The organism is Salinimicrobium sp. 3283s (assembly GCF_039602225.1).
Lineage (GTDB): Bacteria > Bacteroidota > Bacteroidia > Flavobacteriales > Flavobacteriaceae > Salinimicrobium > Salinimicrobium profundisediminis.
The window spans coordinates 2689704-2710339 of the sequence record NZ_CP143631.1; the positions used below are offsets into that span (position 1 = coordinate 2689704).

Annotated in this window: 30 protein-coding genes; 27 read left to right on the forward strand and 3 right to left on the reverse strand. The window is 43.9% G+C overall.

Going from position 1 to position 20636, the window contains the following annotated elements:
- The first annotated feature begins 10 nt into the window (after positions 1 to 10).
- The 21 genes from VS868_RS11870 (at position 11) to VS868_RS11970 (ending at position 14528) form a co-directional block, all read left to right on the forward strand.
- On the forward strand, positions 11 to 184 hold the full coding sequence (locus VS868_RS11870) for a hypothetical protein (RefSeq protein WP_345597736.1): 174 nt from the start codon (positions 11 to 13) through the stop codon (positions 182 to 184).
- Between the two features lie 2 nt (positions 185 to 186).
- On the forward strand, positions 187 to 561 hold the full coding sequence (locus VS868_RS11875; protein WP_345597738.1) for a hypothetical protein: 375 nt from the start codon (positions 187 to 189) through the stop codon (positions 559 to 561).
- The gene (locus VS868_RS11880) at positions 558 to 824 is read left to right on the forward strand and encodes a hypothetical protein (RefSeq protein WP_345597740.1); all 267 of its coding nucleotides are present in this window, start codon (positions 558 to 560) and stop codon (positions 822 to 824) included. Before VS868_RS11875 ends, VS868_RS11880 begins: the two co-directional genes overlap by 4 nt.
- A gap of 11 nt (positions 825 to 835) precedes the next feature.
- Positions 836 to 1075: a hypothetical protein gene (locus VS868_RS11885; protein ID WP_345597742.1), complete on the forward strand. Its 240-nt coding sequence runs from the start codon at positions 836 to 838 to the stop codon at positions 1073 to 1075.
- A gap of 6 nt (positions 1076 to 1081) precedes the next feature.
- On the forward strand, positions 1082 to 1660 hold the full coding sequence (locus VS868_RS11890; RefSeq protein WP_345597744.1) for a UvrB/UvrC motif-containing protein: 579 nt from the start codon (positions 1082 to 1084) through the stop codon (positions 1658 to 1660).
- 34 nt (positions 1661 to 1694) lie between these two features.
- Positions 1695 to 2210 carry a hypothetical protein gene (locus VS868_RS11895; RefSeq protein WP_345597746.1) on the forward strand — a complete coding sequence of 172 codons (516 nt, stop codon included), beginning with the start codon at positions 1695 to 1697 and terminating at the stop codon, positions 2208 to 2210.
- Positions 2211 to 2712: 502 nt separating this feature from the next.
- A complete protein-coding gene (locus VS868_RS11900) occupies positions 2713 to 3258 on the forward strand; it encodes a hypothetical protein (protein WP_345597748.1) in 546 nt (181 codons plus the stop codon).
- A complete protein-coding gene (locus VS868_RS11905; RefSeq protein ID WP_345597749.1) occupies positions 3255 to 3755 on the forward strand; it encodes a glycosyl hydrolase 108 family protein in 501 nt (166 codons plus the stop codon). The genes VS868_RS11900 and VS868_RS11905 overlap by 4 nt, the downstream gene beginning before the upstream one ends.
- 269 nt (positions 3756 to 4024) lie before the next feature.
- A complete protein-coding gene (locus VS868_RS11910; protein ID WP_345597751.1) occupies positions 4025 to 4540 on the forward strand; it encodes a hypothetical protein in 516 nt (171 codons plus the stop codon).
- Between the two features lie 66 nt (positions 4541 to 4606).
- Positions 4607 to 5542, forward strand: a complete 936-nt coding sequence (locus VS868_RS11915) for a S49 family peptidase (protein WP_345597753.1) — start codon at positions 4607 to 4609, stop codon at positions 5540 to 5542.
- 30 nt (positions 5543 to 5572) lie between these two features.
- Positions 5573 to 7759: a hypothetical protein gene (locus VS868_RS11920; RefSeq protein ID WP_345597755.1), complete on the forward strand. Its 2187-nt coding sequence runs from the start codon at positions 5573 to 5575 to the stop codon at positions 7757 to 7759.
- Positions 7760 to 7778: 19 nt separating this feature from the next.
- Positions 7779 to 8615, forward strand: a complete 837-nt coding sequence (locus tag VS868_RS11925; RefSeq protein WP_345597757.1) for a hypothetical protein — start codon at positions 7779 to 7781, stop codon at positions 8613 to 8615.
- A 128-nt stretch (positions 8616 to 8743) separates the two neighbouring features.
- Positions 8744 to 9649: a hypothetical protein gene (locus VS868_RS11930; protein WP_345597759.1), complete on the forward strand. Its 906-nt coding sequence runs from the start codon at positions 8744 to 8746 to the stop codon at positions 9647 to 9649.
- Between the two features lie 293 nt (positions 9650 to 9942).
- A complete protein-coding gene (locus VS868_RS11935; RefSeq protein ID WP_345597761.1) occupies positions 9943 to 10146 on the forward strand; it encodes a hypothetical protein in 204 nt (67 codons plus the stop codon).
- Entirely contained in the window at positions 10146 to 10781 is a 636-nt protein-coding gene (locus VS868_RS11940; RefSeq protein ID WP_345597763.1) for a hypothetical protein, read from the forward strand. The genes VS868_RS11935 and VS868_RS11940 overlap by 1 nt, the downstream gene beginning before the upstream one ends.
- 269 nt (positions 10782 to 11050) lie before the next feature.
- Entirely contained in the window at positions 11051 to 11440 is a 390-nt protein-coding gene (locus VS868_RS11945; protein ID WP_345597765.1) for a hypothetical protein, read from the forward strand.
- Complete coding sequence (locus VS868_RS11950) at positions 11433 to 11768, forward strand: hypothetical protein (RefSeq protein WP_345597767.1); 336 nt, start codon at positions 11433 to 11435, stop codon at positions 11766 to 11768. Before VS868_RS11945 ends, VS868_RS11950 begins: the two co-directional genes overlap by 8 nt.
- Positions 11765 to 12418 (forward strand): hypothetical protein, encoded by a 654-nt coding sequence (locus VS868_RS11955; protein ID WP_345597769.1) that lies wholly within the window; start codon positions 11765 to 11767, stop codon positions 12416 to 12418. The genes VS868_RS11950 and VS868_RS11955 overlap by 4 nt, the downstream gene beginning before the upstream one ends.
- A complete protein-coding gene (locus tag VS868_RS11960; protein ID WP_345597771.1) occupies positions 12396 to 14102 on the forward strand; it encodes a hypothetical protein in 1707 nt (568 codons plus the stop codon). The genes VS868_RS11955 and VS868_RS11960 overlap by 23 nt, the downstream gene beginning before the upstream one ends.
- Before the next feature lie 70 nt (positions 14103 to 14172).
- Positions 14173 to 14364 (forward strand): hypothetical protein, encoded by a 192-nt coding sequence (locus tag VS868_RS11965; protein ID WP_345597773.1) that lies wholly within the window; start codon positions 14173 to 14175, stop codon positions 14362 to 14364.
- 11 nt (positions 14365 to 14375) lie between these two features.
- The gene (locus tag VS868_RS11970; RefSeq protein WP_345597775.1) at positions 14376 to 14528 is read left to right on the forward strand and encodes a hypothetical protein; all 153 of its coding nucleotides are present in this window, start codon (positions 14376 to 14378) and stop codon (positions 14526 to 14528) included.
- A gap of 88 nt (positions 14529 to 14616) precedes the next feature.
- Here VS868_RS11970 and VS868_RS11975 read toward each other — a convergent pair whose 3' ends face one another.
- Genes VS868_RS11975 through VS868_RS11985 form a run of 3 tightly spaced genes read right to left on the reverse strand, consistent with a single transcriptional unit; the run spans position 14617 to position 15752 of the window.
- Positions 14617 to 15075: a JAB domain-containing protein gene (locus VS868_RS11975; RefSeq protein ID WP_345597777.1), complete on the reverse strand. Its 459-nt coding sequence runs from the start codon at positions 15073 to 15075 to the stop codon at positions 14617 to 14619.
- A 12-nt stretch (positions 15076 to 15087) separates the two neighbouring features.
- Positions 15088 to 15309, reverse strand: coding sequence for a hypothetical protein (locus VS868_RS11980; RefSeq protein ID WP_345597779.1), 222 nt, complete (start codon positions 15307 to 15309; stop codon positions 15088 to 15090).
- Positions 15310 to 15368: 59 nt separating this feature from the next.
- On the reverse strand, positions 15369 to 15752 hold the full coding sequence (locus VS868_RS11985; RefSeq protein ID WP_345597780.1) for a hypothetical protein: 384 nt from the start codon (positions 15750 to 15752) through the stop codon (positions 15369 to 15371).
- Positions 15753 to 16267: 515 nt separating this feature from the next.
- On the opposite strand from VS868_RS11985, the gene VS868_RS11990 reads away from it, so the two are divergent.
- The 6 genes from VS868_RS11990 to VS868_RS12015 are packed head-to-tail and all read left to right on the forward strand — an operon-like array spanning position 16268 to position 20594.
- Complete coding sequence (locus tag VS868_RS11990) at positions 16268 to 16552, forward strand: hypothetical protein (protein WP_345597782.1); 285 nt, start codon at positions 16268 to 16270, stop codon at positions 16550 to 16552.
- Entirely contained in the window at positions 16542 to 17915 is a 1374-nt protein-coding gene (locus VS868_RS11995) for a hypothetical protein (RefSeq protein WP_345597784.1), read from the forward strand. The genes VS868_RS11990 and VS868_RS11995 overlap by 11 nt, the downstream gene beginning before the upstream one ends.
- Positions 17916 to 17918: 3 nt before the next feature.
- On the forward strand, positions 17919 to 18923 hold the full coding sequence (locus VS868_RS12000; RefSeq protein WP_345597786.1) for a DUF6712 family protein: 1005 nt from the start codon (positions 17919 to 17921) through the stop codon (positions 18921 to 18923).
- Positions 18924 to 18937: 14 nt separating this feature from the next.
- On the forward strand, positions 18938 to 19246 hold the full coding sequence (locus VS868_RS12005; protein WP_345597788.1) for a hypothetical protein: 309 nt from the start codon (positions 18938 to 18940) through the stop codon (positions 19244 to 19246).
- Positions 19243 to 20145, forward strand: coding sequence for a hypothetical protein (locus tag VS868_RS12010; RefSeq protein WP_345597790.1), 903 nt, complete (start codon positions 19243 to 19245; stop codon positions 20143 to 20145). Before VS868_RS12005 ends, VS868_RS12010 begins: the two co-directional genes overlap by 4 nt.
- A complete protein-coding gene (locus VS868_RS12015) occupies positions 20142 to 20594 on the forward strand; it encodes a hypothetical protein (protein WP_345597792.1) in 453 nt (150 codons plus the stop codon). Before VS868_RS12010 ends, VS868_RS12015 begins: the two co-directional genes overlap by 4 nt.
- Positions 20595 to 20636 lie beyond the last annotated feature (42 nt).

The following is a 20636-nucleotide window of genomic DNA, read 5'->3' on the forward strand; positions in this document are numbered from 1 at the left end:
AATCAAAATCATGAAAAAAATAACTTCAAAATGCTGCGGTACCGCCGTGACCTCTGTTGGCCGCACAACACAGCACGCCGTTTGCCTTAACTGCCATCAGCCCTGTGACCTGGTGGTCTCCATTGATACCGGCGGTGGCGCCATTGGCGGCAGTAACGTAGATCCTAACCTTAACATCCATTAGCCATGCCTAAAATTCAAAGCCATACCGTAATAGATATTACTCCGGAGAAATTCCTCAATGCCTGTGACAGCACAGAGCTTAACGAACTGGAGCTCCTGTTGTCTTCTCCCAGGTACCGGGAGAAAATGAATGAGGTGGAGATTGAGGACGAGTGGCCACAGGAAGAGTTTGAGAACCTTCCCATGGCCGGGCCAATTCCGCAGGAATTGTTGGACAGTTTTCCGGAAAAAGAAGTGCGCAGATGTCACCAGTGCGGCTGTACAGATGATGACTGCCGGCAGTGCATCGATCGCACCGGCGAACCCTGTCATTGGGTAGCTGAGGATTTATGCAGCGCCTGCGCTGAAAATGCTGAACCTGAAAAAACAAACCTATGATATTTAAACTTGAATTTGAGGATAGAACAGAGTATGCTCAGGCAAAGAATGAGCAGGATCTTTCAGAAAATTATGAAGCCGAATTTGGTGATTTTAAAGAAGCCAAGAAGGTTGAAGAGATTTCTGAGGAGGAAGCGAAGTTAATCATGCTTCGTAACCCCGAATTTAATGAAAACGATCCGGATGATATGGAAGAATTTTCCCTTTACGATGCAGTTTGTGGAGATATGTTTTGCATAGTCGCTTCAACTGAATGGACATAAATTTTCAAACCATGAAAGAACTTGATATAGAATACCAGTACCAGCTCTACCTTAGTAAAGTTGGGCTTGATGAATTAAAGATGTCTTATATACAAAGGCTGGAGACCAAAAGGGCATTTTACGGCGCCTGTGGCCAGATGCTTTTACTGTTCCGTGACAATATTGGAACTATTGAAGATGAATACACTGCAGTAACGCAAATGGAGAAATTATTTTCCCAGGTGCAAAAATTCTGGAAGGAGCAGATTTGAAAAGTTATGGAACCAAAGCCACACGTAGTATTATCGACCGGAAGTGCCGAAGCCGTTTTGTTTTTTGGAGTTTTTGAGCATGTATGCACGTTTAAAAACAATCCAGGATTGCGCCGCCGTTTCAGGCCGTGCTTTATCATATACCAGGAAACTTTGTACCGGCATCCTTTGACGCGTTTTAAAACGGGCGATGCAGGTAACAATTATTTTAAATTCTATGAGGAATTGAGCTGTGAGGAGTTTGATTGCCTGTTTTTTATGATCCTGGATGAGAATGAGGCATTTGAAAAAACAAAGGACCTGGCAAAAAAAGCCGCTGATTCTTCAGATCATATGGCAGATGCAATGGCTTATGCTATTCAGGCACACATGCAAAATCCTCCTGCAGTGAGTGGTCTCGAGAAGCGCCTTATTGACAACCTGAACATTCCAGGGCTGGAGAGTGCGCTGCGGGAAGCCGTAAAGAGGGAAAATTTCGAAGCTGCAGCCTATATAAGAGACAGGATCCAGGCACAGGATCATGTGATCATTGAAGATCCCGATGGAAAATTAATCATTAGAATGACTCAGGATGCAGTTAGATAGTCAATACCAAACACCCAAGGAAGTGTGCCGATACATGGCCTCTATGGTACCGGAAGGAAGTGTTCAGATACTGGAGCCTACACCCGGAGTTGGAAATCTTGTTGAAGCTCTTTTTCGTAGAGGATTTTCTCCAGAGTTTCCGGAGGATTATTTTAAAGAGAGAGATCGCTATTTGAAATCCAGCTGGGACTGCGTTATAATGAATCCTCCTTTTAGCTCTAAATCTGCTTTCATGGATAATGCTCCAGTAGAATGGCAAAAGGAAAAAGGAATGAAATTTGGCTACAAGATGCTTTTGGAAATGATGTCTATCTCCGCTAACGTAATCGCATTAATGCCCTGGTGCACGATAGCAGACTCAGATGTAAGATTAAGAAGGATTAAGAGCTTTGGTTTAAAATCCCTCACCTCTCTTCCTAGGAAGACTTTTGAATATGTCAGAATCAACACCATGATCTTAGAGCTCGAGAAAGGCTTCTCCGGAGAAACCACTTTTAAAGTATTCGACGAAATAGCGAAATCGAACCAATACAGCCTCCTGGAACATTGAACCTTCCAACCTTTAACCCTAAAATCCGCCCCTCCAGGCGGTTTTTTTGTGGCCAAAGCTGAGATACTTCCTTTTAATTCTTTCCGGCCGCGTTGACCACATCAGGCGGGCGTATGTCACACGAGGATTTTCACCCTCCTTTCCCTCCCTTTTATCAACCTGTAAAAAACTGTAACTTTGTAACTACAAGCGCAAAAGGCTGAAAACTCTATACTTTACAGGTTACAACTTATTTGTAACTATTAAATAGGTTACAAAAAAAATGTAACCAAAAGAAGGGGTTACAAAAGTTACAAAAACAGTCTTCCCATAGTTACAAACCGGTTGTAGTTTCTCACTTCCAACAAATACGGCTTCTAAGGCCTGTTTTTCCCCGCCGGTTACAGAATTACATTTTTTTAGTGAACTTCAGCCTGGTGACACAAATCTTCAGAAAAATAACCTGTCACACGAATCCAAGATTTTCACATCTATGTTTGGAGGGTAATTAATACGCCCCCAAATGAATACCCTAAAAATATTTACCCTGAAGATCTACTGCAATTTGATTTTGCTTGGCTACAGGGAACTCTCCTGGACAGAAAGGTTCTGGAGCTTTGTCAAATCCTTCCTGGCGTTTTCGCCTGTCGCTTTTATCCTGGGCGCGGTGCATGCCTGGTACCTTGAAAATGAACACTTCTTTTATGCGGTGAGCATCCTGGTTATCATCAACATGGTCTTTGGTGGCCGTATGCACTGGAAAAAAAGGAATTTCAACATTAAGCTCTTCCTTAACAAGACTTCAGAAATGATCATAAGCCTCACGCTCATCTACCTGGGCCTTGAGATGATCATTAGCCACGGCGGTGACAACTATGTTACCTCGGGCTTCAGGGCTGCCCTCCAGATGACTTCTCTACTGTACCCGTTCAGCAAGATCGCCAAGAACGTGCATATCCTCTCCAAAGGAAAGTACCCGCCGGAATGGATCATGAAGAAACTCTTCGATTTTGAAAAGACCGGCGACCTCAAAGAATTTTTAGACACACCAAAAACCCCGCAGCCATGACCCCAAATTTCAAAAAAGCCTTTGTTGAACTTATAGGAATAGAAGGCGGTTACGTGAATGATCCTACAGATCGTGGGGGAGAGACCAAATACGGAATTTCCAAAAGGTCCTATCCTCACCTCGATATCAGGAACCTCACACTGCAGCAGGCAGAGGAGATTTATTACCGGGATTTCTGGAAGGTAAACGGCCTTGACAATATTGTAAAGTACGAACTGGCCCTGGAGCTGTTCGATACTGGAGTGAACATGGGCGTTGGTGTTGCCCCACGCTTCCTTCAGGAAGCATTGAACTTAATGAACAGGAACCAGCGCGATTTTGCAGATCTCAAAGTAGACGGGAAAATTGGCCCGGTTTCCATTGCAGCTTATAAAAAAGTGGATGACAGGATCCTGCTCAAGGTTTTGAACGGGCTCCAATTCCGAAGATATGTGGAGATCTGCGAGCGAGATCCGGCGCAGGAAAAGTATTTCAATGGCTGGATGAAGAGAGTTTGAAGACATACAAGGGCTTACCCGATTATTGATCCTTAGTTATCGCTAATGTAGGCCGCTGTAATGCGTGAGTCAAAGGGGTGCGGGTAAGCAGATACGAGTCATACGCCCCAAATTACGGCAAGATTGACAGCCTGGAAAGACAGGCTTTTTTTCAATTAAACATGGGTTGTTATGGGCAAAATCAAACACTACTGCATTATTATAGGTTTGGCGCTTGGCGTATTCCTTTTTCTCATAACCGCCTTGATCATCCAGATAAAATTTGGGATATGAATAAATATATTTTTGTTCGCTGGTGCGCCAGGCTATTGCTGCTGGCCTTTTTCCTGTTGAGCTGTCTTATGTGCACCTCCTGCAAATCGGTCAAAAAGAGCAGCCACAAGAAAATTGAAAAAGTTTCTGAACTCGATCAGCGCGATATTAAGACTTCGGAAAAGATAGAGGCCGATGTTTCCATCCTCAGGATCACCAAAAATGACCGGGTGATCATTACGCCATTTGATAATTCGAAACCTGTACAGGTGATCAATGGGAAAGATACGCTGCACTTTAGCAATGCCAGGGTAAATATCAATTCCTCGAGCTCCAGCGAGCAGATCAATGATAAGACGGTTACCGGTAGGTCTACTGAAGAAAAAAAGACTTCAGAAAAAGAGACCGTGACCAAAGAAAAAGGCCGAAATATTGAAAAGAAAGGCACCTCACCAGCACTAATCTGGGGTTTGATCGCCGCCGGACTCCTGGTAGGTGCCTTTTTCTACTTTAGAAAACAGCTTCCATTTTAATAAGGTCAAAAACCTGTCACACCTTAAACGCAGCTCCAACTATACTTTAGCTCAAAATCAAAAATCATGAAGGTTAATGCCCTTTTACAGGATCTATTCAGAGCGCAGTGGCTCATTGATGTGCACAGCATTGCGGGCTTTGCGCCCATAGTGCAAAAGATCATTAGTGGAGAAGAGCTGGTACTGGGCAATAATGGAGTTCATAAGACTTTGATCGCCAGTGACGGGAGCGTGATTGTCAATACCAATGCAATCCTCACGCTTGTAGATAAGAACGGCCGCAGGGTTGCAAGGAATGAAGAGGGCGGTTATGAAGGCATTCCAAAAGGAACTGTAGCCCATGTGTACATGATGGGTGCCGTGATGAAATACGGCGACTGGTGTACTTATGGGGCCGATGAGATCGTGAACGCCATGCGCTTCGCTAATGAGAATGAAAACATTAAAGGCATTGTCTTTCATGTTGATGGTCCCGGGGGGGCTGTCTCTGCAATTGGCCCGTTCCTTCAATTTGCCAAAGAGAAGAAAAAGCCGGTGATAGGTTTGGTAGATGCGGCCATGAGCCTGCACTACTGGGCAATGGTCTCTGTATGTGACTGGATCATTGCCGACAATGATGTATCGGCCAGGTTTGGAAGTGTGGGCGTGATGTGCACCTTCCAGGACACCAAAGCCGTATATGAGAAATTAGGCTACAAGTTCCACGAGATCTATCCCGATGAAAGCCCGCACAAAAACGAGGCGTTTCGGCTTGCCCTGGAGGGGAAATATGAAATGATCAAAGAGGAGCACCTTTCACCCACTGCCAAAAAATTCCAGGGAGCGGTGAGGGCAGGAAGGCCAAACCTTAAAGAAGAAGTGGGCGTGCTCACAGGAAAAACATTTACTGCAGACCAGTCCCTGGAATATGGAATGATAGACGCCATAGGCAGCCTGCAGGATGCACTGGCTTATATAGACGTTATGCTTGACCTTAAAAATTTTACCCAATCTAAATACTAATTAAAAACCCCAAAAACCATGTGGAAAAAGATGGCGACCACCGTCGCATTTTTAATGAGTTACCTGGGTATATCGGAGATCCCGGTTACCGAAGGTAAGGTCAACTTTAAAGATGACCAGCACGCCCAGTTAAAGAAAGTACTGGGAGAAGAAAAAGCCCAGCAGGTTGTTGACGCGCTAAACAAAGAGCTGGCAGATGTTGCCAAAGAGAATGCCGATAACCAGGATCTAAAAGCCCGTGAAGCCGAGCTTAAGAAGGTTAGGGCAGAAGTGGAGGCAATGCTAAATGAAACTTCGCTCTCTAATGAAGAAAAAGAGAAACTTCTTGACGGCAGCGAAAAATCTGCAGATGGAGACATCAATGCAAGCCTTAACGCTTTAAAAGCTGCTCAAAAGAAGCAGAATGAAATGATCAAAAAACTGATGGCAGATCCTGAAGGAGATACCCCTGCCGCCATTGTAAAAAAGAATGTTTTGGATATGAAGCACAGTGCTACACACCTTTTTGGTACCGGGAAACAGTGGGATGCTTTTGAAAACCGCCCATGGAACGCCAGGTTAAAAGATGGTGGCATGAAAGCCACAGATTTTAATGAGTCTGGTGCTATTCCATTGCTTCAGGATGACATGGATCATTTTGTGCGCGAAAACCCGCAGGTTATTGAAAGTCTTTTTAATGATTTCGCCGAGCTGCCAAAGCAATGGTCTAGAAAAACTGGTGTTCTTGACAGGACTTCTTCCGGAAGAATCATTCCAGATGAGATCGTACAGGGTAGAAAAAAAGGTTGGGCTCCTAAGAACAACTTTAAGATCGCTGCCGAAGAAGGTCGTGTTTACCCTAAGAAAATAGATATCACCTTTGATGGTTACGAACTTCAGCAGGCAGAAACTACCTGGGTTGGACAGATCTACAACAAAGATGGATCTCACCCATGGAAAATGTCATTTATCGGCTTCCTTCTTACAGAGCTTGTAAAGCAACAGAAGTTGGACGATAGAATTGCCCAGATCAATGGGATCTATGCCAAGACTCCAGATGGACCTGGTAAAGCCGGTGCTGCAGTAAACTCCCAAAACGGTCTTTTATATCTGTACTGGATGTACCGTGACGTATTGAAAAAATACCGTCCATTCCATTTAGGAGAGGTGACTGAGGCTAACATTGTGGATTATGTTGATACCCTTATCAAGTCCATCCCAGAGGTTGACAGAAAGCGTCCGGGACTGGAGCTGCAAATCTCTACAGAGAAACTTGGATGGTACCGTAAAAAAGCGGGGATCCTTTACCAAATGCATTTGAGCGACGATGAAGGAAGAACTATCTACAACAGGAACCACCCGGTGAACTTCCCGAACATCATCTTCCAGGAGATCGTGGATATGACCAACACTTCTTTCATGGCTGTTACCCAGTCTAAGAACGTGGAGATCATGGACTACAAGACTTCTGAAAAGACAAGGTTCACCCTTACTCATGACAAGAGGGAAACCAACATTTTTGCAGACTACAGGCTGGGGATCCGTCTACAGTTCGTAGGAACAAAATTGTTACCTGGTGAACCTGCAGGTTTTGAAAAGCAGGTGGTTTGGAGTAATGATGTGCCAATCTTTGATTCTTCTGTTACCGTTCCCGGGTTCGATCTAGGAAACGGAATCCTTGAGGTGAACTACACCAACATCAAAATTGACGAAGATTTCAAAACAGACATCGCTGCGATTGAAGGAGCCAAGCAGGGGCAGGTATTGAGAATTACCGGTAATACCAAGCTGGCAGCTGCCACTAACATCAAGAATAATGAGAACATTGTTCTTGCCGGTGGTGCCGACTTCAATTTGAAAACCGGAGGTACCCTTACCCTTTATGTGCAGCCAGATGGCAAATTGAAGGAATTGAAGAGAACTACCCAGCCTGAAGTTTCTTCTGCCCAGGCCGAAGGACAGTTTGCAGATCCAATCATTGATGCCAAGTCTTCAAATGAATTCTACTATGTAGGTGCTGCCAGCGACACGCTTGATGAGATCATCAACGGGGTTGATAACAAGGCCATCAAGATCTACGGAAATGATGCTGCCGGTGTGAGCTTTACTGTTACAGATGTAGCAAACAACATTGATGTTACTGCAGATGCAGTACTGGCCACGAAAGCCGATTTTATCGAGCTGGTGAGAATTGACGGCGTATGGACCGAGGTAAGCAGAACCATAGCTGCAGTTTAATTAAAATTCTAAAAAGAAAATGAGAGGAATAAAAAGTGTGCCCGCACCGCAGAGAAGATCTGCGGGGGCACCTACCCCAAAAGATCCCGATCTGGTACTTATTAAAACCAGTGACATATTAGCCTGGCCTGCGCCAGATGCCGGCGGCGTGAACCTGCTTGGAAACTACGTGACGAAGCCTGGTGCCACAATGCACAAATTATATTCAACTCCTTCAAAAATAGGATCAGGTTTTGAATCTGAAGGAGACGAGGATGCAGTAGGCGTAATGCAAAAAGTTGATGCCAGCCACCCTGGTAACAGCGTGGAAATCCGCGAATTCATTCTTGCCGCTTTAGGTGAAAGCTTTATCATTTTGCAGGGAACCTGCAGGGATGATAATAAAACGGTATATGGAACCAAATGTTCGCCAATGAAGCTGAAGCCAACATTTGCAGATAATTCAGACGGCACTACGCACACCTTCGTTTTTGAGCAGTATATGAGGACAGACCAGGTACCTTACAACTATACAGGTGCCATGACCTTTGATGCTCCTTTTGCGGTGGCAGATAACAACCTTCCATTGCTTGAGGCTAATGGTACGGCCTACCAGCTTCCTGCTTTTGCAGACGAACTTGGAACTGCGCTTGATGTTGCATCCCTTGACCTTGCTCATGGAAGTGTAGTAAGTATCATTGGAGGCGGTGGCGATGAGCCTGCAGTACTTTCAGGTGGTGCTGCCACAGGAGCTGCGAATGTGGAAGTGATCCTTAAAGAAGGAACCAACTGGACTGCACTTCAAAATGCTACAATTTCCCTCGAGGTATTTGTGGCCGGTGCAACAACCTACTTGATAGAGAGATCCCGAAGTTAGGTCTTTCATTTATGTGTTGGTAAACCCTGCTTTCCTGCCCCCGGAAAGCAGGGTTTTTTTGTTGTCACACGCTTAATAAACTGCAATTGCAATATTTACAATCACATAAATAACTAACACTTATTAAAATGAAAGAAAAAGTCACAGCATTCCTGGGGAACCTCCCGAAATCGGGTTCGGAGCAGTTCAACAAAGCCCTGGAACTTTACCGCAAATCCAAAAATCATTCTGCTTCGCAGGTGAGATTTTTAAATGAGCAGGGCTATTCTAAAGAACGCCTGGAGATCCTTCTTTACGAGCTCAAGAAACTTCACAGCATCACAGATCTTGAAGTGGCGAAGGCAAGAAATGCAAAAAAAGCGGCCTTTAAGCAAGCTATTGAACCGGTTCCTACACCGCGGGAGGAGTTAATTGCTGAATTCGCAAAAAACATCGTAGCTGAAAACCTGGAGGAGCGTAGCGAAGATGAACTCAAAGCTATAGTAGAGTGCTTTCATGAATTATTTGAAGGAGAAAAACCTGAAGATATTGACTATAAAGTAGCTGCAGCGATTATCAAAGACCATTTTGTAAAAAATGCCGATAACCAGGATCTAAAAGCGCCTGTTGTACTGGTTCCTGTAAATGATATAGATAAAGCTCCTGTGGATCCTGTAAAAGAAACTTCAGAAGCAACACAGGAGGCTTCAGAAGCAAGTAATGAAAGTAAGGCGGTAACCCTTGAAAATACTAATGAAGTTCCTTCCCAGAAAACATTGGAAAGTTCAGAAGCAACACAGAACACTTTAGAAGCAACTTCACCAGTGGATTTTGGTAGCGATGAATATTACCAGGAGAAAAAAGCTGCTGCAGAGAAGGAAAAATTCCTGAAGCAGGATCTTGCCGATTTTGATGTGGAAGCTGAAAAATACAATGCCATCAAATCTTTTGCTGCCGTGCTTTCAGATTACATCAATGAGGATCCTAAGGACCAAAAAAGCGAAACCCTGAAGGCTTTTATTCTGGATGCAAAAAAAAAGTATCTGGAGAGCTAGTTAAGAGTTCCTCCTTTAGGGAGGAATTCCCTTTCCTGGACAAAGAAGACTGCCCCGATGAATTCAAGATCCTGGTAGCCGATAAACTTTCGGCCCACAGGAAATTCGAGAAACTTCATGAAGAGCTCACAGAGCGTATAAAAAACGGGCAGCCAGTTACCCAGAAGGATTTCCCGCAAATCGAAGCAGCTGCGAAAAGTTTCCAGCTTAACCAGGCAATTTTTGATGAGCTGAACTTCTACAATGAAAATGGGGAAGTTTTAGGAAAACATCCTAAGCTGTGGAAATTAAAAATGGAGCAGGAAGTAAAAACATATGATGAGCTCAAGGCGTATCGCCGAAGAAATACATTAAGAGCTAACATATCGAGAGATAATGCCAAGCTGAAGAAAATGCCGGAAGGACCTACCAAGGTAAAATTTCTTCAAAAGCTGGAGCAGTATGAACTGGAAAAAGAAATCATAGAGAGGAATTTTGATTTTAAGCGCTCAAAATAATGGCAAAAAACAGGTTTTTTGATCTTTCGGCTATTAAGGATCCTACCCCTGTGGAAGATCCCGGGCGTCATTACAAATCGAAGTTCCTGCTTGCCCATTTTGAGAATGTAAATAAGCTGGAGGGAAATCTCAAGCGACTCCCCAGTGAGGAGGAGTTTTTCTTCCTGCAAACAAACAATTCGTTTAATGCTTTCACTTTTATCCCCTTCGTCTGTAAATACGTAACAGTGCGCCGGCTTTTTGCCAGCACGTACAGTATTAGCCGTAAGGTGATAGAAGCATTAATGGAATTGCAGCGCACGGGCCTTGTGGGTGAAATAACTCTTTTGATTTCAGATTCCATGGTAAAGCGAAACCCGATGACCATTGATGTGTTATTGGCTGTAGCGGCCACGAATGGAAATCTTAAAGTGTTATTCGGCTGGAACCATTCTAAAGTCTGCCTTCTCGAGACCGCCTCCGGATATTTTGTAATTGAAGGATCGGGGAACTGGGCAGATAATGCACAAATGGAGCAATACACCTTTGCAAACTGCAGGGGACTCTATGATTTTAGGATGGACATATTCGCTCCGGAAAAAGCCAGGCAGGTTGCTGCGGGCGGTTATTTGAAAACAGTTCGCAGTGATCAGTGATCAGTGGGCAGTAAATTTTAAAACTATGCATACAGTCATTTTAGTTTCAATCATTGGCCTCCTGGCCTTACTAGCATTCAAGTTCGCAAAAGGAGGAGGACTACTCCTGTTTTGCCTTTTCCTTGTCTGTGCCTCAATTGTTTTGGTTAGTCTTCTAACTCTCCAGGAGTACAAACTGGCAATGATTCCCGGGGTAATTCTATTTGTTGCATTCTTCAGAATGTGGCAATCCTATAAACGATTTCAAGATTAGAGCTGTGGAAAAATTTATGAAATTTTATGTAATAATCTTTTTATTAATTGCCGTGGGATATATCCTTGTAAGGCTTTACGCCCTGGCAAATAGACCTTCTAGGGTGCCAAAAATGCGGAATCCGCCGCCGTCTCCGGAGAAGAAAATTTCGATTAAGGATGTTTATGAGTTCCTGGAGACCAGGGCACAGAATTACGAGACTATTCAGGACTGCCATAAAAATGAAGCCTTTCCTTTATACATCAATATCAACGAGGTGTATCATGTTCTTTCGATGTACCATAATGGAGAGTTTAAGGCCTTTTTGAAAGAGACCGAACTGTGTTACGATCACGGTTTTGGATGTGATGCGGATGATCATGAACTCCCTGAATTCCCTGCTGAAAAATCAAAAAAGTATGCCTGAAGAAGTAAGACTTTCCCAAGAGGAATTTGAGCAGATAGAAGATCTGGCCGCATGCAATTACTCTCCCGAGCAAATTGCAAAATACCTGGATATAAGGAAAGAAGATTTTATGGCTGCCTGGTACAATCACCGGCACCCGGTGCGGCATCACTATGATCGTGGCCAGCTGGTCGCAGATGTGGAGATCAATCAAAAGGCGCTGGAGACTGCAAAAGCCGGGAACCTTACCGCCATGCAGGTGTACCAGAAAAACAGGGAGACTGTTCACGTAGAGAATTTAAAAAAACAGATCCTTTTTGCCGGTGAAAATCTTGATGATGACGAATGAAAAAAGCACTGCAGAAATACAAAAATATTCAGGACATCGACCTTGACGCAATCTATGATTTTATAGACAATGGCGACCGTAGTCGGGCACCTCAGGAAGTAGTCGATTACCTGGATCTCATGGACAAAATAAGGGCAATGCATCTGCGCATTGACCGTTACGGCAGCAAAGATGCGATCGTAAACCATTTGATGAAAGTGGAAGGCCTTAGCCGCTACCTGGCAAATAAGGCTTACAACCAGTCCATGGAATATTTCTATGCCGATAATGATATTTCCAAGGAAGCCTGGAGAAATATCCTGGCGCAGCGCATGGAGAAAAACATTGCCCTGGCTCAGCAGCTGGTAAAAGATGTTGCCGATTCATCGAAGGTAAACAAAATGTATATCGAGATGGCCCAGGCGCTCGGTCTTCACCTTCCAGATCCTGAGCCGGTACCTGAGGGGGCTTATGATAAGCCGTACAAGATCTACACGCTTTCTATGGAAGACCTGGGCAAGGTGCCACTGCCTAAAAGAGAGCTTCGGGATTTCATTATGAAACTGCCTGAAGTTTCAGAAAAAGTAAAACTGATGGCCTGTCAGGAAGCAGGTTTGGAAGATCATTATGTAATATTCCCGGAAGAGAATGAGGATCCCCGAAAGTCTTAAACAGTCAAAAGATACAGAACTAAGGTTTGGAAGCTGGGCAAAACAGACCATAGACCTGGTTTCCCCTAAAGTGCTTATTGCCCTGGCCGGGCGTGGTACCGCTAAAACCACAGATATTGTTGCCGAGAGGGCAATGGATGTGGTTAGGGAAATGCCCAGGGCTTATTCTGCCTTTGTGGCTAACACTTATGATGATGCCGTGAGGAACATCGCCCCTTCGATGATCGAGGGATGGATAAGGAAAGGCTGGAAAGAAGGGCTGCATTACGTGACCGATGAGCGGCCGCCTAAGAAGTGGGACCAGCCGTTTAAGCCGCCCATGACGTATAAGCACACTATTTCTACATATACCGGGCATTTTTTCAACATAGGAAGTTTAATGCAGCCTTCCTCCCTTGCAGGTAACTCTTACCAGCACATCTTTGTGGATGAAGCCAAGAACTGCAACTTTGATAAGCTGAAGAAATTATTCCCGGCGCTGAGGGGGGATTTTACTGCTTTTGGTCATTCTCCATATTTCCTGGGCATGACCATCACCAGTGACATGCCTCGCGTGGGAGATGGCGAACATGATTGGATCCTGAATTATGAAAAAGAAATGGATAAAGAGCGGGTTCTTGCTGCCCTGCAGGCGGGAATGGAGCTCAACCAGATCAAAATAAAACTGATCAAAGCCAGGAAGCAGAGGAACAAAGCCAGGATAAAAAGTCTTACCAACCAATACGTGATGTGGTATGAACTGTGGGTGCGTTCGCGAATGGATCTTACCATGTTCCTTACCGTTTCCACATTTGCCAATGCAGAGATCCTTCGGAAGGTTTATTTTGAAAATGCACTTGTTTCCCTGGGAATCGAAGAATTTAAGAGCGCAATTCTTTCCCTGAAGGCAGAGCTGCGTGCCGGCGAAAAATTTTACATCAACCTAGGTGAGCACCATTACTATGATGACGGACTGTTAATTGAATATTACCAGGACAATTACAAGCTTACCGATAAAATTGGAATTGGCAGCTCGCAGGGGCTTCGGTACATCCAGCACAATAAGCCATTGGAGTGCGGGGTGGATTTCGGGAACCAGTGTTCTATGGTTTTGGGGCAGCCCAACGGCAGGTATTACTATCTTTTAAAAGATCTGCACACATTGGCCCCGGAATCTTCAAAAGAACTCGCAAAACAGTTCCTTGACTTTTTTAAAGGCCATAAAAAGAAAGTGCTCGATATGTATTACGATCGCTCGGGGAACCAATACCAGCAGGTGAAAAGAGACTGGGCCACAGAGATCAAAGATCACATCGAGAAATATGATGGTTTTTCTACTGGCTGGACGGTCAACCTGAAGTCCCGTAACCAAAAAACGCTTAGCCAGGAAGCTGAATATACCTTCGTAAAAAAGCTTTTTGGAGAGTATTATCCGGGTCTTCCAATGATGAAGATTGATAAGTACCAATGCAAACACTTGAAGAGCTCTCTCGAGCTTACCAAGACAAAAATGTCCAAGGACAGGAATGGATCCAGTAAGCTTGAGAAAGACAAGAGTTCTGAAAAGAACCTGCAGCTGAAGAATCTTCCAATGTTCTCGACAAACTTTTCTGACGCTTTTAAATACCTGGTCATGCGGCCGGACTGGCTTCGTATTGCAGATAAAAGAGGCGGGGGCGCACTGGTGTTGCCGGAAGTGGTTTAAAATCAGTGAGCAGTGCTCAGTGCTCAGTAGGCAGTAAATTGATTATATTTGGTAGAATCAAATTAAGACTATGACTGATCTTGACAAATTCCTGGAGCTCTACAGATCTGTAGGCGTTGAACCGGAAGTTGAAAAGAGGGGAGATAATACCTGGATCAAACTGGATAATAATATTGAAGGTGTTGATGGTTATCACGGTTTTTATACTAAAATTTACTTTGATCAAAATGGGAAATTCTTAAGCCAGGGGATATGGGAGTGATGATTTTATAAATGGAAGATCATGCAATTTTTAGAGGTGAAAATCTCCAGATAGTTTGTGGGAGTAAGGAAAAGGCTGAAGAGATGCTACCGCTTTATCCAGGTGCCAAAGTTTTCCCGGTTGAGTATGTAAACCATAAATGGGTGAAGAAAAATGATGAATAAAAAAAACTTACTGGTGAAGTAAGTTACAGGCCATCGCCCGAAGGGCGATTTTTATTTCAAAATCACCATTCAGGGAAAATTCGTACAATTAAATTATTCCTTCATCTGCAAAGCTGAAATAGCTTTCAGAGGTAATGATCACGTGGTCTAATAATTTTATATCCAGTGTTTCGGCTGCTTTCTTTGCTTTTGCTGTGAGGCTTTTATCAGCTTCCGAAGGGCGCAGGGTGCCGCTTGGGTGGTTGTGCAGCATAATAAAAGCGGTGGCGTTCGCTTTAATGAGATTTTGAAACATAATGCGCATATCTACCAAAGTGCCGGTAATGCCTCCCTGTGAAAGTTTGGAGACTCCTAAAATCCTGTTACTGTTGTTGAGCATCAAAATATAAAAACATTCGTGGTGCTCAATGTGGTCTTTTGCTATTTCCATGCCTACTTCAAAAACACAGGCGGAAGAAGAAATTTTTTTGCGGTCGGCTGTGTACTTTCCAAACTTGTAGGAGATAGATACTTCAGCGATATCAAAAAGGGGATGTGTATTTGTCATTTTTGAGAGGTTTTAAAATTCGTATTCTAAAAGGTCGCTTTCGTTCTGGTATTCCTCGATAAACATTTGCGCAACTGCCTGCGCTTTGTTAAATGCTCTTTTTGCTCTCTTTCTGAAAAGTCGGTATTCGTTGAAATTAAAAACCTTTGAAAGTCCTTGCTCCTGTAGAATTAATTTTACTTGGTCGCTAGTCTTTAAAGAATTACTTTTGCTTGTGTTGAGTTGTTTAGTCATAGCTCAAAGATTTGATTAATACCCCTGTTGCGTGCGAGCTTCAGGGGTATTTTGATTAATTAAATTTGAAAATCGATTATTTCTTTTTCGGTCTGCTCCTTAAGCTGCCGTAGTTCCTGCTCTACCTGCCCCAAAAGTTTCCCGATTGTTACAGGGTTGCTTATGGTAAACCTGTAAGAGCTATCCCCTGTAAACTCCATTCTTGACAATGTGCAGTCGTTACTGGCGTTGAAGTTTACCAGTTCATCCAGTTTCCTGTCAATTTTGGTTTTCTTTTCCGCAAGGCGGTTAAGGGTTTCCAGTTTTTTGATTCTTCCGTCTGCGGAAGGGTTCAAAATTTCGTCTACCGTGGTAGATGCTTTTTGTACTTCGGCGGTTTTTTTCTCCTGCGCCTTTTCCACTTTGGCAGCTTCTTTTTTTGCTGCAATTTTTAAGTCTTTCATAACTCAAAGATTTGATTGTTAAACATACTTAAAGATACAAAAAAGTCGCTTAATAAACGACTTTTTAACCTGATTTTTAGCGTTTTACACTAAAAAAAATCACTTTTTTTGACCTCAAAAGCGGAAAAAATGACCTCAAAACGGCCTCCGTTTAAAAGTGAAAATTTTAAAATGCTGTGAATCAGTCAACAAACCCTTTGCACTAAAAGTGCAAAAGGGTTTGTCTGACGATTGACCCCGTCCCGCTCTCTCCCGTGGGGGCAGTTGCAAACCCCTCAAAAGGTGAGATATATGACCCCTTGACCCCTCCGCAGCCCGCGCCCTGCGGGTGTTTTCAGGTCATTTTAGGTTATTTTAAGACCATTTGTTTACCTGTGCCCCTGGAGGAGATCCCGCCTTAAATCGACTCTTGTGGCCTGTGGTGGCACGTCCAACCAATAGCCTGCAACCACCAGTATTTACAGGTGGTTTCCGCTGTCACACCCTCAACCAGTTGCTATGGTTACACTTGTAATATGAAAGCAACCAGAACTGCCAGGCTCTATGCTGTCCTTAAGCGAATGAGGGAACTAACCAAAGCAGGTGTGCCCTTTGATATAGAGTACATCTCGTACCAGGAAAAAGCAGGTGTCACCGAAGGGGTGAAGAAAGTACAGGGTATCCAGTTGCGAACCGGTATGAGCAAAGCCCACAGTGATAAAGCCGATGTCCTGGTAGGATATATCAGGGACGGAAAGAACCGCTGGTTCTACTTACCACTACTAATCAAGTTTAATAACAAGTTTATTGATGAATATTGAATTCTTTGGGCAGAATGCCCTGGTCGAGGCAGAAGACAATGTCTTTTCATTTGAGGTGGCCGAGAGCCCACGAGACCTGCATGAAAGTAAGGTAAGAAATGGTGAATCATTGGACTGGAGCAATACGGTAATCAACCATCATATAGACGGTTGGGGAATCCACCCATACGGTAACAATGACAACATACCTAAGGTAATTAAGGATGTCATCCAGAACAACCCTAAGGTGCCGGGTATCATGCGTAAGAAGGAGGGTATGCTTTGGGGAGAAGGCCCAAAGCTGTACACCGAGAAGTTTCAAGATAATATCCTTGTGCGCAGCTGGCAGGATGACCCCGAGGCACAGGCATGGCTCGACAGCTGGGATTGTGAAAAATACATTCAGAAGTGCGTTACCGATGTCTCGCACATCCAGGGGGCCTTCACCAAATACTATCGCAATAAAGGAGGCCGTTTTGGCTCGGCGAAGGTTGCCAAACTGGAGCATGTGTCTTCAGAAAAAGCACGTCTTGCATATAGGTTAGACAGTGGCAGGCCAGATCCTACCCATGTAATGATCAATGATTTTACCATTTCCCACATTGATCACCTTACAAATTTTAAAGTCTATGACCTTTTTGACTTCATGGATCCTTTTAAGCATCCAAACAGTATCTACTATTCAAACATGTACAGCTTTTGTACAGACTATTATACGGTGCCCGACATCTATGGTTCCCTGGAGTGGATAAGAAGATCTACTGCAGTACCGCTAATCCTCAAGGCACTTTCCAAAAATTCTATCAATGCCAAGTATCACATCACCTCACCTCAAAGCTTTTGGGATAAAGTAGAGCGTGATTTGCAAACGCAGTGTACAGATAAGAATAAGGATTATGAGCCTAAGATGCTCAGTGATTACAAGACCAAATTTCTCCGGAAGATATCCAAGGTACTCTCAGGAGAGATCCAGAGTGGGAAGTACTGGCATACCGTTAAAACTTTGAACGTTGATGGATCTAACATCATAGAAGAAGGATGGGAGATCAAAGCAATTGACCAGAACATTAAGGAATTTGTAGATACCCAGATCAAGATTGGGGAGACTGCAGATCAAAATGCATCTGCCAGTGTTGGGGTGCATACCTCCATTGGCGGTACCGGTGTCTCCGGAAGATCAGACTCCGGTAGCGAGCAGCTGTATGCTTTGCTCAACTACCTGAAGACTGGCGTAAACATTGCCGAAATGATCGTGATGAAGCCTATCAATTACGCCTTAAAGGCAAATTTCCCCGATAAAAAACTCAAGCTCGGCTTTTACCGTACTCCTATCGAAAGGCAACAGGATAAAAGTGAACGCGACCGCGAAAAAAACCAGATCTAAGCTATGAAACTACTATTTACAGACGGTAAAGGGGAGCCTAAGGAGCTTCTGGGCTTTTTGGATGCCGATATGGAGATCAAAAAGATTAAAAGTCAGCTGTTCACTGCAACCAGGGAAATTAAGCTGATCATTGGCGAACCTACCTACGATTATTTCCACACGCTATACTCAAAGGGAGAGGAAAACCCCTTAAACGAAGAGGAGGCTTATTTGCTGTACAATGCCAGGTATGCTATCATGCTGGATGCCATTCGTCATTATGCTCCTTCCGGGGATGTGAATTTTACGAAGAATGGCCGAAAGATGCGCAATGAAAACAACCAGACCGCAGCATGGGAGTGGATGATCAACAGGAGCGACGAAGCCCTGGAGAAAGATTACTACAGGGCCGTAGATGCTTTACTGGATGTGCTTGATGAGATTAATCCTGTAATCCAGCCCCTAAATGGCGAAACCGCAGAGGTGAAATGGAAAGCTACAGATGCTTATCTCCAAACGCACCGCTTGTACGTGCGCAGTACTAAAGATTTTGATGAGTATTTCCCAATCAACTCCCGACTTTTATTGCTTAAGCTTCAACCGGGGCTGGCACAATGTGAGCGGGTTCATATAGTGCCAAGGATAGGAAAAACCAGAGACACGGCATTAAAGGAGGCACTTAAATCAAATTCTGAAGAAGGCCTGGATGAGGATTTACTTGCGCTTATCAAAGAAGCTTGCGTCTTCTACGCCCTGGCATGGGCAGTACGCAGGCTTCGGGTGTCGATCCTGCCTGAAGGTATTTTGCAGCGGTATAGCGGCGAACGTGTCAACTCTAAAAACAGTAAAGTGCCGGAAAAGATGGAAGCAGAACTTACCGCCCAGTCATTTGAAGCTGATGCGGAAAAAGTGCTTCAGGCTATTGAGATCCACATCAAGGCTCTTAATACAATCGATGAACCGGCCACTGAGTTCACCACAGATCCCAACTTCGAATTTGATGATGACGATAATTTTGTATCAACGTAAACACCACACATAAAATGAAAATCTTAAAAACAATCGGGCAATTTCTTATTAACCTCTGGCCATGGAGCAGGGAAAGGAAGTTCAAAAAAATAAATAAAACCCTACAACAGGCCGTGGTTGAACAGGAAAAAGAGCGCGTTGAGTTCCTCCAGGAGTTCAGGTTCTACCTTCGCAAATATCTTCGTAAAGATGCCTCCGGAAAATACATTCCCATTAAGAGCAAGAACAAAGCCGAGATCTACGAGACCGTTATGGCTGTTCATGGTGCCAGGCTTCGTGAACTGAACATCAAATTTTCCAAGAACCTGCGCATCAGCCTATGATCACCCTCGAGATCCAGGAAACCAACAGGTTTTTTAAACTTCCCGAAGAGCTGGGCGAATGTGATTCCCGGCAGTACCGGGAAGCCTGCCTTCTTATATACCGCTACCAGCAAAATGAAATGTCTTATGAAGATTTCAGGGTAGAAATGCTGTATAAGCTGCTTGACCTTGAAAAAGGCTCCAAAAAAGGCCTTTTTGACAGTGAAAAACTGGAATTGCACAGTAATATTTTCAGCCTTTCCTGTTTTGTAGATTCATTTTTTGAAAAGGATGAGCATGAGGAAGTTGATAAACTAAACCTGAAGCTTTACTACATCGATAACAAGATCAGGGAAACAAGGGTCGGCGATTATGACTTCATTGGCCCTGCAGATGAGTTTGAGGACATTTCCTGGGGCCAATATATGGATGCGCTGGAGGTATATTACCTAATAGAGAACCAGCCCAGCAAAGAATTGTATTACGAGCTTATGGCCATCTTTTACCTGCCAATGGGAAAGAGGTACGATCGGGATAAAACAAATCGGTACCTAAAGCACATCCAAAAATGCCATTTTGGAGAGGTATATGGATTTTTCCTCCTGTTTGCCAGTTTTCAGAGCTATCTTTTTTCGGCTACGATCTTTTACCAGGGCAATGAGCTGGATCTTTCCATCCTGTTCCAGGATCCTGCAGACAGGAAGAAGGAAACGGAACCAAAGAGTAAGATCCCGGGAATAGGCATGAAGAGTATTGAGTTTCAATTAGCCGGCAGCGGGGTTTTTGGTCCTCTTAAGGAGATGCGAAAAACCAATTTTTGGGAAACCATCCTCAGGATATACGACATCAGGAAAAGTGATCTGGATGCAAGGGCCGAAAGAGAAAGACAGGAAGAAATAGCAAAATCCAAGAACAAATGATATTAGTTTCAGAACTCAGGCGCTACGTAAAAGAAAAAGAGGCGCAATTGGCCGGCGTGAAGTCCTCTTTTGTAGTGGTCGAAAAAGACGGCCTGGTAAAATACCTGGCTGAGCTTGCAGAGAAAGACAACCAGATCATGGTTGCCGTGATGCCAGATGCCCGCAGCTCTGGGAATGAGGATAATGTGAAAATGAACAATTCCCTGGGCTTTTTCTTTCTGGAGAAAACAGATTACAGTGAATCTGTTCAGGATAAATGGCTGGATATCTTTGAGCGCACACAGGAGACAGCTTTGGAATTCACCAGGATGCTCATTGATGAAAAAACCTATGGCGCATGTGATTTTAACCAGTACCTGGATCCACAGAACATGAGCATTACACCGGAAACCGGTCTTGCCGGTTGCAATGGCTGGAGCGTGGAATTTTTCTTTAATACTCCGTTATAAGCTTCTAAAAAAGTCGTATATTAAACGAGTTTTTAGAGCTAA

Coding starts and splice junctions, on each gene's coding strand:
- VS868_RS11870 (WP_345597736.1), top strand. CDS start 11: ATGAAAAAAATAACTTCAAAATGCTGCGGTACCGCCGTGACCTCTGTT.
- VS868_RS11875 (WP_345597738.1), top strand. CDS start 187: ATGCCTAAAATTCAAAGCCATACCGTAATAGATATTACTCCGGAGAAA.
- VS868_RS11880 (WP_345597740.1), top strand. CDS start 558: ATGATATTTAAACTTGAATTTGAGGATAGAACAGAGTATGCTCAGGCA.
- VS868_RS11885 (WP_345597742.1), top strand. CDS start 836: ATGAAAGAACTTGATATAGAATACCAGTACCAGCTCTACCTTAGTAAA.
- VS868_RS11890 (WP_345597744.1), top strand. CDS start 1,082: ATGGAACCAAAGCCACACGTAGTATTATCGACCGGAAGTGCCGAAGCC.
- VS868_RS11895 (WP_345597746.1), top strand. CDS start 1,695: ATGGCCTCTATGGTACCGGAAGGAAGTGTTCAGATACTGGAGCCTACA.
- VS868_RS11900 (WP_345597748.1), top strand. CDS start 2,713: ATGAATACCCTAAAAATATTTACCCTGAAGATCTACTGCAATTTGATT.
- VS868_RS11905 (WP_345597749.1), top strand. CDS start 3,255: ATGACCCCAAATTTCAAAAAAGCCTTTGTTGAACTTATAGGAATAGAA.
- VS868_RS11910 (WP_345597751.1), top strand. CDS start 4,025: ATGAATAAATATATTTTTGTTCGCTGGTGCGCCAGGCTATTGCTGCTG.
- VS868_RS11915 (WP_345597753.1), top strand. CDS start 4,607: ATGAAGGTTAATGCCCTTTTACAGGATCTATTCAGAGCGCAGTGGCTC.
- VS868_RS11920 (WP_345597755.1), top strand. CDS start 5,573: ATGGCGACCACCGTCGCATTTTTAATGAGTTACCTGGGTATATCGGAG.
- VS868_RS11925 (WP_345597757.1), top strand. CDS start 7,779: ATGAGAGGAATAAAAAGTGTGCCCGCACCGCAGAGAAGATCTGCGGGG.
- VS868_RS11930 (WP_345597759.1), top strand. CDS start 8,744: ATGAAAGAAAAAGTCACAGCATTCCTGGGGAACCTCCCGAAATCGGGT.
- VS868_RS11935 (WP_345597761.1), top strand. CDS start 9,943: ATGGAGCAGGAAGTAAAAACATATGATGAGCTCAAGGCGTATCGCCGA.
- VS868_RS11940 (WP_345597763.1), top strand. CDS start 10,146: ATGGCAAAAAACAGGTTTTTTGATCTTTCGGCTATTAAGGATCCTACC.
- VS868_RS11945 (WP_345597765.1), top strand. CDS start 11,051: ATGAAATTTTATGTAATAATCTTTTTATTAATTGCCGTGGGATATATC.
- VS868_RS11950 (WP_345597767.1), top strand. CDS start 11,433: ATGCCTGAAGAAGTAAGACTTTCCCAAGAGGAATTTGAGCAGATAGAA.
- VS868_RS11955 (WP_345597769.1), top strand. CDS start 11,765: ATGAAAAAAGCACTGCAGAAATACAAAAATATTCAGGACATCGACCTT.
- VS868_RS11960 (WP_345597771.1), top strand. CDS start 12,396: ATGAGGATCCCCGAAAGTCTTAAACAGTCAAAAGATACAGAACTAAGG.
- VS868_RS11965 (WP_345597773.1), top strand. CDS start 14,173: ATGACTGATCTTGACAAATTCCTGGAGCTCTACAGATCTGTAGGCGTT.
- VS868_RS11970 (WP_345597775.1), top strand. CDS start 14,376: ATGGAAGATCATGCAATTTTTAGAGGTGAAAATCTCCAGATAGTTTGT.
- VS868_RS11975 (WP_345597777.1), bottom strand. CDS start 15,075: ATGACAAATACACATCCCCTTTTTGATATCGCTGAAGTATCTATCTCC.
- VS868_RS11980 (WP_345597779.1), bottom strand. CDS start 15,309: ATGACTAAACAACTCAACACAAGCAAAAGTAATTCTTTAAAGACTAGC.
- VS868_RS11985 (WP_345597780.1), bottom strand. CDS start 15,752: ATGAAAGACTTAAAAATTGCAGCAAAAAAAGAAGCTGCCAAAGTGGAA.
- VS868_RS11990 (WP_345597782.1), top strand. CDS start 16,268: ATGAAAGCAACCAGAACTGCCAGGCTCTATGCTGTCCTTAAGCGAATG.
- VS868_RS11995 (WP_345597784.1), top strand. CDS start 16,542: ATGAATATTGAATTCTTTGGGCAGAATGCCCTGGTCGAGGCAGAAGAC.
- VS868_RS12000 (WP_345597786.1), top strand. CDS start 17,919: ATGAAACTACTATTTACAGACGGTAAAGGGGAGCCTAAGGAGCTTCTG.
- VS868_RS12005 (WP_345597788.1), top strand. CDS start 18,938: ATGAAAATCTTAAAAACAATCGGGCAATTTCTTATTAACCTCTGGCCA.
- VS868_RS12010 (WP_345597790.1), top strand. CDS start 19,243: ATGATCACCCTCGAGATCCAGGAAACCAACAGGTTTTTTAAACTTCCC.
- VS868_RS12015 (WP_345597792.1), top strand. CDS start 20,142: ATGATATTAGTTTCAGAACTCAGGCGCTACGTAAAAGAAAAAGAGGCG.